Origin of the sequence: Micromonospora sp. HK10 (assembly GCF_000982955.1) — a bacterium.
Taxonomy (GTDB): domain Bacteria; phylum Actinomycetota; class Actinomycetes; order Mycobacteriales; family Micromonosporaceae; genus Micromonospora.
The window spans coordinates 1-7817 of record NZ_KQ058904.1 but is presented as its reverse complement, the minus strand read 5'-3'; the positions used below and the strand labels follow the sequence as shown (position 1 = coordinate 7817).

Genomic DNA, 7817 nt, shown 5'->3' with positions numbered 1-7817 from the left:
CGCCCGCCGCCCCCGCCGGCCCTACCTCCGCGCCCGTCGCCGCCGCCCTCGCCGGCTCCGACCTCGGCGGGCCGTCCGCGCCCGCGCGGCGGCTGGCCGCCGAGACCGATCCGACCCTGGCCGCCGGACCGGCGCTGGGCGCGCCGATGGCCCCGGTGCAGCGACTGGCCACCGACTTGGGCCCGGCGCAGCGGCTGGCCACCGACGCGGCCCCGGCGCAGCAGTTGGTTACCGACGCGGCCCCGGCGCTGCGGCTGGTTACCGACGCGGCCCCGGTGCAGCGGCTGGCCGCCGACGCCGGCCCGGTGCGGCGGCCGGGGCCGGCGGCGGATCCGAAGTTCGCGGCGCTGACGGCCGACGTGCGGGGCAAGCAGAAGCTGCTCGCCGCCCACCCGCCGGCCCGGTCGGAGGCGGCGAAGGCGCAGGGCGCCGCGAAGCCCCCGCAGGACGACAAGGAGGCCCAGGGCAAGGCGGCCAACGCGGAGAAGATGAACGCCGCCAAGCCGGGCGAATTCGACAAGGCGGCCTTCATCCGGGCGGTCAACGAGGCCATCGCGGCGCAGGCGCCGAAGAACCTCGACGAGGCCGACAAGTTCGGCGGCTCCGGCAAGGCAGACGCGGTCAAGGGGCAGGTGCAGGGTCAGGTCACCGACGGCAAGAAGGCGTCCGCCGGTCCGATCGAGACGACCACGAAGGCGCCCCCGGACACCTCGAAGGCGGTCGAGAAGCCGGTCACCCCGCTGACCGCCGACAAGCCGCCCGCCACGCCCGGCACGCCGGACCCGGCGAAGGCCGTACCGGACAAGGCGCCGGCGGAGGCGACGGACTTCTCGGCCGGGCCGAAGCAGGTCGACCAGCAGATGGCCGACGCCCAGGTCACCGAGGAGCAGCTGGCCCGCTCCAACGAGCCGGAGTTCACCGGCGCGCTGAAGGAGAAGAGCGCCGTCGAGGAGCACGCCGCGACCGCGCCGGGGCAGGTACGCGCGGCGGAGGCGCAGACCCTGAGCGGGGCGAAGGCGGCGGCGGGCGCGGCCGGCGCGGCGGCGATGACCGCGCTCGCCACCGACCGCAAGACGGCCGGGCAGTCCCTCGGGGCCGGCAAGGAACAGGCGAAGTCCGCCGACGAGGCCAGGCGGGCCACCGTCACAGCCACCCTGCAGAAGGTCTTCGACGCCACGAAGAAGGACGTCGAGGACATCCTCACCGGCCTGGACAAGAAGGTCGACGAAAAGTTCACCACCGGCGAGAAGGCCGCGCGGGACGCGTTCACCGCCGAGCATCAGCGGCGGATGGACGAGTACAAGGACAAGCGGTACTCGGGCCTGCTGGGCAAGGGCCGGTGGCTGAAGGACAAGTTCGCCGGGCTGCCCGAGGAGGCCAACCAGATCTTCGTGACCGCCCGCAAGGGCTACGTCGACCGGATGCAGCAGGTCATCTCCGGCGTGGCGGATCTGATCGGGGCGGAGCTCACCCGGGCCAAGCAGCGCATCGCGACCGGCCGGGACCAGTTGCAGGCCGAGGTGAAGAAGCTCCCCGCCGACCTGCAGGCGATCGGCAAGGAGGCGGCCGGCGAGTTCTCCGGCAAGTTCGACGACCTCACCGAATCGGTGAACAACAAGGGCACCGAGCTGGTGCAGACCCTCGCCACGAAGTACAACGAGGCGCTCAAGGCGGTCGACGAGGAGATCGCCGCCGAGAAGGAGAAGAACCAGGGCCTGGTCGCCAAGGCGGTCGACGCCGTGGCCGGGGTGATCAAGACCATCCTCCAGCTCAAGGACATGCTGCTCGGCGTGCTGGCCAAGGCCGCCCAGGCGGTCATGGCCATCATCAAGGATCCGATCGGCTTCCTCGGCAACCTGGTCAGCGCCGTCGGCGCCGGCCTGCGGGGGTTCCTGGCCAACATCGGCGAGCACCTGAAGAAGGGCCTGGTCGGCTGGCTCACCGGGGCGATGGCCGGGGCCGGGCTGGAGCTGCCGGCGAAGTTCGACCTGCGCGGCATCGTCATGATGATCGGCTCCCTGCTCGGGCTGACCTGGGGCGCGATCCGCGGCCGGATCGTACAGAAGGGCGTGCCGGAGCAGGCGATGGGCGCCGTCGAGCAGTCCGTGCCGCTGGTGCAGAAGGTCCAGGCGCAGGGCCTCGGCGGGCTGTGGGAGGAGATCCAGGAGAAGGTCGGCGACCTCAAGGCCAACCTCTTCTCGAAGATCAGCGAATACCTGATCCCGACCATCCTGATGGCCGGCATCACCTGGATCATCTCGCTGCTCAACCCGGCGTCCGCGTTCGTCCGCGCGGTCAAGATGATCATCGACTTCGTCTCGTTCATCGTCAACCAGGGCGCGCAGATCTTCGAGTTCGTCAACTCGGTCCTCGACGCGATCATCGCGATCGCCGGCGGTGGCGCAGGCGGCGTGCCGGCGCTGATCGAGAAGGCGCTGGCCCGCTCGGTGCCGGTGCTGATCGGGGCGCTCGCCGCGATCCTCGGCATCGGCGGGATCGCCGAGAAGGTGAAGAAGTTCTTCCAGGCGCTGAGCCGGCCGGTGATGAAGGCCGTGGACTGGGTGGTCGGGAAGATCGTCGGGCTGGGCAAGAAGCTGTGGGCGAAGTTGAAGGCCAAGGCCGGACGACGGCAGGGCGCCGGGCGGCCACCGGGCGAGCCGGCAGGCAACGAACGCCTCAGCCCGAGCCAGGTCAAAGCGAAGGCGGCGCGGGAACTACGGGCGAGGATCGGCTCCGGAGTCGACTCCGCGGCCCAGCTGGACGCCGCGGTACGGGACGTGCACCGGGTCAACAGCCCGCTGGGCCTGCGCAGCGTCGATGTCAGGCCGGGCGGGTTGGGAAAGCTCAACGTCTATGTGGCCGCTTCGCCGGCCGAATTGGGCGCCACCACCGAGTTCGACAAAGCCACGAAGTTCCTCAAGAAGGACTTCGCGGTGCGCGTGTCGAAGAAGACGGGACGGGCGACCGGCATTCCGCACACCGCGTTGGTGGCCAAGTGGAACGGGCGCTCCCTGCCCCGGCAGGAGAGTTTCGACAAGGATCACCACGCCGAGGACGTGCTCACCGCATTCATCGACGCCAACCGGGACCGGCTGCCGCGCGCCCCGGAGGGCCAGCGGGACCGCCTGGACGTGACCATCACGAAGAGTCCGTGCGAACGGTGCGGCGGACGGCTGCAGTTGTACGCCTCCACCAGGAACGTGCACCTGAGCCTGTCCATCATCGGCCTCTACCGTGGCAGAGGCACCAATGTGGAGCGGCAGACCAGTATCGACGCGATGATCAAACTCCGGAGTGACGGGCACAACCTGCGAGTGCCCACGCTTGCCGAAGTGTTGAGTGAGTACGGCGGCGACGAACTCGATGATGTTTCGAAGAAAGCGCTGCAGGGGCGGCTTGACGGCCTCAAACCCATTGTCGAGAATATCAACGCCGAAGCGGCGAAAATGGAACAGATCAAGGCTGGTACCTGACAAATGACGACATCCGAGCAACGTGACCTGATCGACGACATTCAGAGCCGACTGGAAAGCCATGGCTGGCAGCCGCAAGGTGGCGAGGGGTGGCGCTGGGTCGACCACACGTACCAGAACGCGGACGGAACGCTGCGGATCCGGTATCTGCCCAACGTGGACGTCATTCGCTTCGACTTCGAGTCCGAAGAGCACCTGGCACAGCTGTCCATCGCGTTCGACGAATCACCCGACCGGATTCTCGATCTGATCACCGCCGACCAGTCGTCGCTGTCGGAGGCCACCTGGCCGGACTTCATCGCCGCGATGATCGACCTGTCTCCGCGCATCCTCTCGGTGACCGACGAGGACGGCGATGACGAGGTCATCGCCGATCCGGACGACGGCGTGGCCGCGTTGCGGGAAATCGAGTGGGAGTAGGCAATCCTCGGATGATGCCTCATCGGGCATCAACCTCTTCCCGATCACGCGTCCACCTGGACGTTTGACCGGCGCAGCGGACGCGGGACGCTCGACTCGACCCTGAGGGACGAGGAGGCGTGATGCCCAACTACCTGGCGCCGGGCGTGTACGTCGAGGAGGTGGAGTCCGGCTCCCGCCCGATCGAGGGCGTCGGCACGGCGGTCGCCGCCTTCGTCGGCTTCGCCGCGCAAGGGCCGTTCAACACCCCGACCCTGGTGACCAACTGGAGCCAGTATTCGCAGATCTTCGGCGAGTTCGCCCCGGACTGCTACCTGGGCCACGCCGTCTACGGCTACTTCATGCAGGGCGGCGGCGCGGCGTACATCGTGCGGGTCGGCGGTGACCGGGCCAGCGACGAGGCCCTGCCGCCGGCGCCCGAGCCGGCCGCGATCCTGGGCACCTACCGGGTGGTCGCCCGCGCGCTGCCCGAGGGCACCCCCGAGGACCTGACCGTCGAGGTCGCCGATCCACCGGAGGGCGCCGGCGACGACCGGTTCAACCTGGTGGTCAAGCGGGGCGGGCAGGTCGTCGAGACGTTCGAGTCGGTGACCACCAAGCGCGGCAAGGAGAACGTGGTCGCGGTGGTCCGGGAACGGTCCAAGCTGATCACCATCGAGGAGGCGGCGCCGACCGGGCAGCTCGCCCGGCCGCGCGGCGGCGAGGTCGCGCTGACCGCCGCTCCGCCCACCGTGAGCGCGCCGGAGAACGTCTCCGCCGACGAGTACGTCGGCGACGCGGCGGAGCGGACCGGCTTCGGCGGCCTGGAGGCGGTCGACGAGGTGACCATGGTCGCGGTGCCCGACCTGATGGGTGCCTACCAGCGCGGCGCGATCGACCTCGAGTCGGTGAAGGCGGTGCAGTCGGCGATGATCGCGCACTGCGAGCTGATGGGTGACCGGATGGCCATCCTGGACCCGCCGCCCGGCCTGTCGCCGCAGCAGGTCAAGGAGTGGCGCACCGACCAGGCCGGGTACGACTCGAAGTACGCCACCCTCTACTACCCGTGGATCAAGGTGTTCGACCCGGTGACCGGCACCAACCGGTTCATGCCGCCCTCGGGCCACCTGGCCGGGGTCTGGGCGCGCAACGACGGCACGCGGGGCGTGCACAAGGCCCCCGCCAACGAGGTGATCCGGGGCGCGGTCGCGCTGGAGACCCAGCTGACGCGCGCCGAGCAGGAGTTGCTCAACCCGCTCGGGATCAACTGCGTCCGGGCCTTCCCGGGCCGGGGCATCCTGGTCTGGGGCGCGCGCACCCTCTCCTCCGACCCGGCCTGGCGCTACCTGAACGTCCGGCGGCTCTTCAACTATCTGGAGGAGTCGATCCTCAACGGCACCCAGTGGGTGGTCTTCGAGCCCAACGATGACATGCTCTGGGCGCGCATCCGGCGCACCATCAGCGCGTTCCTGGTCAACGAGTGGCGGCGGGGGGCGCTGTTCGGGCTCACCCCGGACGAGGCGTTCTTCGTCAAGTGCGACCGGGAGACCAACCCCGCCGAGAGCATCGACGCCGGCCAGGTGGTGTGCCAGATCGGTGTGGCGCCGGTCAAGCCCGCCGAGTTCGTGATCTTCCAGCTGGCCCAGATGTCCGGTGGCACCAGCCTGGTCAACGAGTAGTCCCCGTAGCGTGAGGAGGCAGTCGTGCCGCTCCCCGATTTCGACTCCGCCGTCGGCCACTCGTTCGGCCTGGAGGTGGACAGCATCGTCATCCGGCAGATCACCGAGGTGACCGGCCTGAAGATGGAGCAGGACGTCATCGAGTACAAGTCGAACACCGCCGACGGCAAGTTCGTGGTGCGCAAGGCACCCGGCGCGCCGAAGGCCGGCGAGGTCACCCTCACCCGGGGTCTGACCTCCGACAACAGCTTCGAGAAGTGGATCAAGGACTGCCGGTTCGGCAAGATGGGCGACGCCCGCAAGGGCGGCGCGATCATCGTCTTCGACTACGAGGGCATGCCGATCAAGCGGTACAAGCTCACCAACGCGTGGGCGAAGAGCCTGGAGATCAGCTCGCTCAAGGCCGGCGACACCAGCGTGCTCACCGAGAAGCTCGTGGTGACGTACGAGGCGATGGAGGTCGAGTAGTCCGATGCGCCGCACCTCGTCCCTCGTCCCGCCGCCCGGCCCGGAGCAGGCCGAGACGCCGACCGTCGCCCCTCGGCGCGAGACGCTGCGTACGGAGTTCCCGTTCGAGCTGCCCCGCGGGTACGTCGACGGCGCCGGCACGGTGCACCGGGACGGGGTGATGCGGCTGGCCACGGCCCGGGACGAGCTGGTGCCGCTGCGCGACGACCGGGTACGCGAGAACCCGGCGTACCTGACCGTGGTGCTGCTCAGCCGGGTGATCACCCGGATCGGCACGGTGGTGGACGTGCATCCCGGCGTGGTGGAGGACCTGTTCGCCTCCGACCTGGCGTTCCTGCAGGACATGTACCGGCGGATCAACAGCGAGGGCCACACCCGGGCCAGCGTGGTCTGTCCCGAGTGCCGGCACCGCTTCGCCGTCGACCTCGCCGGTGGTCGCCTGGGGGAATCGTGACGTACGCGGCCGACCGCATCTACGCCGAGGTCGCGTACGTCGCCTACCACCTCCACTGGTCGCTCGAGGAGATCCTCGACCTGGAACACGGCGAACGGCTGCGGTACGTGGCCGAGATCGCCAGCATCAACACCCGGATCAGTCAGGGACGGTGACCCGATGTGGCCGTGGCGCCGGCGATCGCAGCGGACCGTGCAGCGGTCCGCCGCCGACGCGACCCCCGGTCCGGCCGCGGCGGGACCCGGTGCCGCAGCGCCCCCGGGGCCGGCCGGTGCGGCCGGCCGGACTGAGCTGTCCGCCTGGCAGGCACTGCCGCCGATCCAGCGGGTCACCCCGACGGAGCCACGGCTGAACCTGCCGGAGACGTTCACCGGCGCGCTGACCGCCTGGCGGGATCCGTCCTACCTGGCCCCCCTCGGTCACCTCGTCGGCGCGGCCGAGCCGTCGGGGGTGCTGCACGACGCCGCCCTGCCCGCACCGGAGCCGCGCCGGCCCGACCCGGCACCGACCGCACGCCCGTCCGTTGACGCCGCGGCCCCGCTGCCGCTCGCCACCCCACCGGCGCACGGCGGCCGGCTCGCCACGCCGGTGCAACGACGGTCCGGCGACCTGTCGTCCCCCGGCCTGCCGTCGGCGGGGACCGGTGCCGGACCGGGCCGGAGCGGGCCGATGCCGGACGGGCCGGCACCGGCGGGTGCCCCGCCGTCGGCCGGGCCGGTGACGCTGGAACCGGTGCCGGTCAGCCGGCTGGTGACCGCCCCGCCGCCCGCCGTGGAGCTGCACCTGCCCACCGTCGACGCCCCGGCGCGCGCCGGGGAGCCGTTCGCCGAGCCGGTCCCCGGGCCGGCAGGCCCGGCGGAGCCGGGCGACCCCGCGGCGGCACCCACCCTGGGCCAGGACCTCCCGCCGGCCGGCCTGCCGGGACCGGCCGGGAGCGGCGACGCGAGCGGAGCGGCGGCCGGGAGCACGGCGCCGGCCACCGCCGGACCGTCCACCGTCGACCTGCCCGTGCAGCGTTTTCCGGGAGAGGCGGCACGGCCGCACCGCCGGCTCGGTCTGGGCGAGCCGATCGTGTCTCCCCGGCCCGGCCCGACACCGTCCGCGACCGGGCCCGCGGACGTCCCGATGGCGCAGCGCGCCGTCGGCGGTCCGGCGGGCCCACGCCGCCCGCCCGCCCCGGTCGACGCCGGGCTGGCCGCCCGGGTGCCGCCGAGCGACACCGCCCTCCCGCTGGCCCGACCGACACCGGCCGACACCGCCCAAGGGACACCGGCCGACACCGCCCTCCGGCGTCCGCTGAACGGTGTCGGTCGGGGTCCGCTGGGCGGTGTCGGCCGGTGTCCC

At 71.4% G+C, this 7817-nt stretch carries 5 protein-coding genes and 2 pseudogenes; all 7 read left to right on the top strand.

Annotation, left to right across the window (positions count from 1 at the left end):
- Positions 1-3473 (top strand): annotated as a pseudogene (locus tag LQ51_RS33600) (hypothetical protein); the annotation flags it as partial.
- A 3-nt stretch (positions 3474-3476) separates the two neighbouring features.
- Complete coding sequence (locus LQ51_RS31050) at positions 3477-3893, top strand: hypothetical protein (protein ID WP_046571936.1); 417 nt, start codon at positions 3477-3479, stop codon at positions 3891-3893.
- Between the two features lie 122 nt (positions 3894-4015).
- Positions 4016-5551, top strand: a complete 1536-nt coding sequence (locus LQ51_RS31045) for a phage tail sheath family protein (RefSeq protein WP_046571935.1) — start codon at positions 4016-4018, stop codon at positions 5549-5551.
- A 24-nt stretch (positions 5552-5575) separates the two neighbouring features.
- Positions 5576-6019 carry a phage tail protein gene (locus LQ51_RS31040; protein WP_046571933.1) on the top strand — a complete coding sequence of 148 codons (444 nt, stop codon included), beginning with the start codon at positions 5576-5578 and terminating at the stop codon, positions 6017-6019.
- A gap of 4 nt (positions 6020-6023) precedes the next feature.
- Positions 6024-6473, top strand: coding sequence for a hypothetical protein (locus LQ51_RS31035; protein WP_046571932.1), 450 nt, complete (start codon positions 6024-6026; stop codon positions 6471-6473).
- The gene (locus LQ51_RS33140; protein WP_156313290.1) at positions 6470-6628 is read left to right on the top strand and encodes a DUF6760 family protein; all 159 of its coding nucleotides are present in this window, start codon (positions 6470-6472) and stop codon (positions 6626-6628) included. Before LQ51_RS31035 ends, LQ51_RS33140 begins: the two co-directional genes overlap by 4 nt.
- A gap of 37 nt (positions 6629-6665) precedes the next feature.
- Positions 6666-7817: pseudogene (locus LQ51_RS33135) on the top strand (hypothetical protein); the annotation flags it as partial.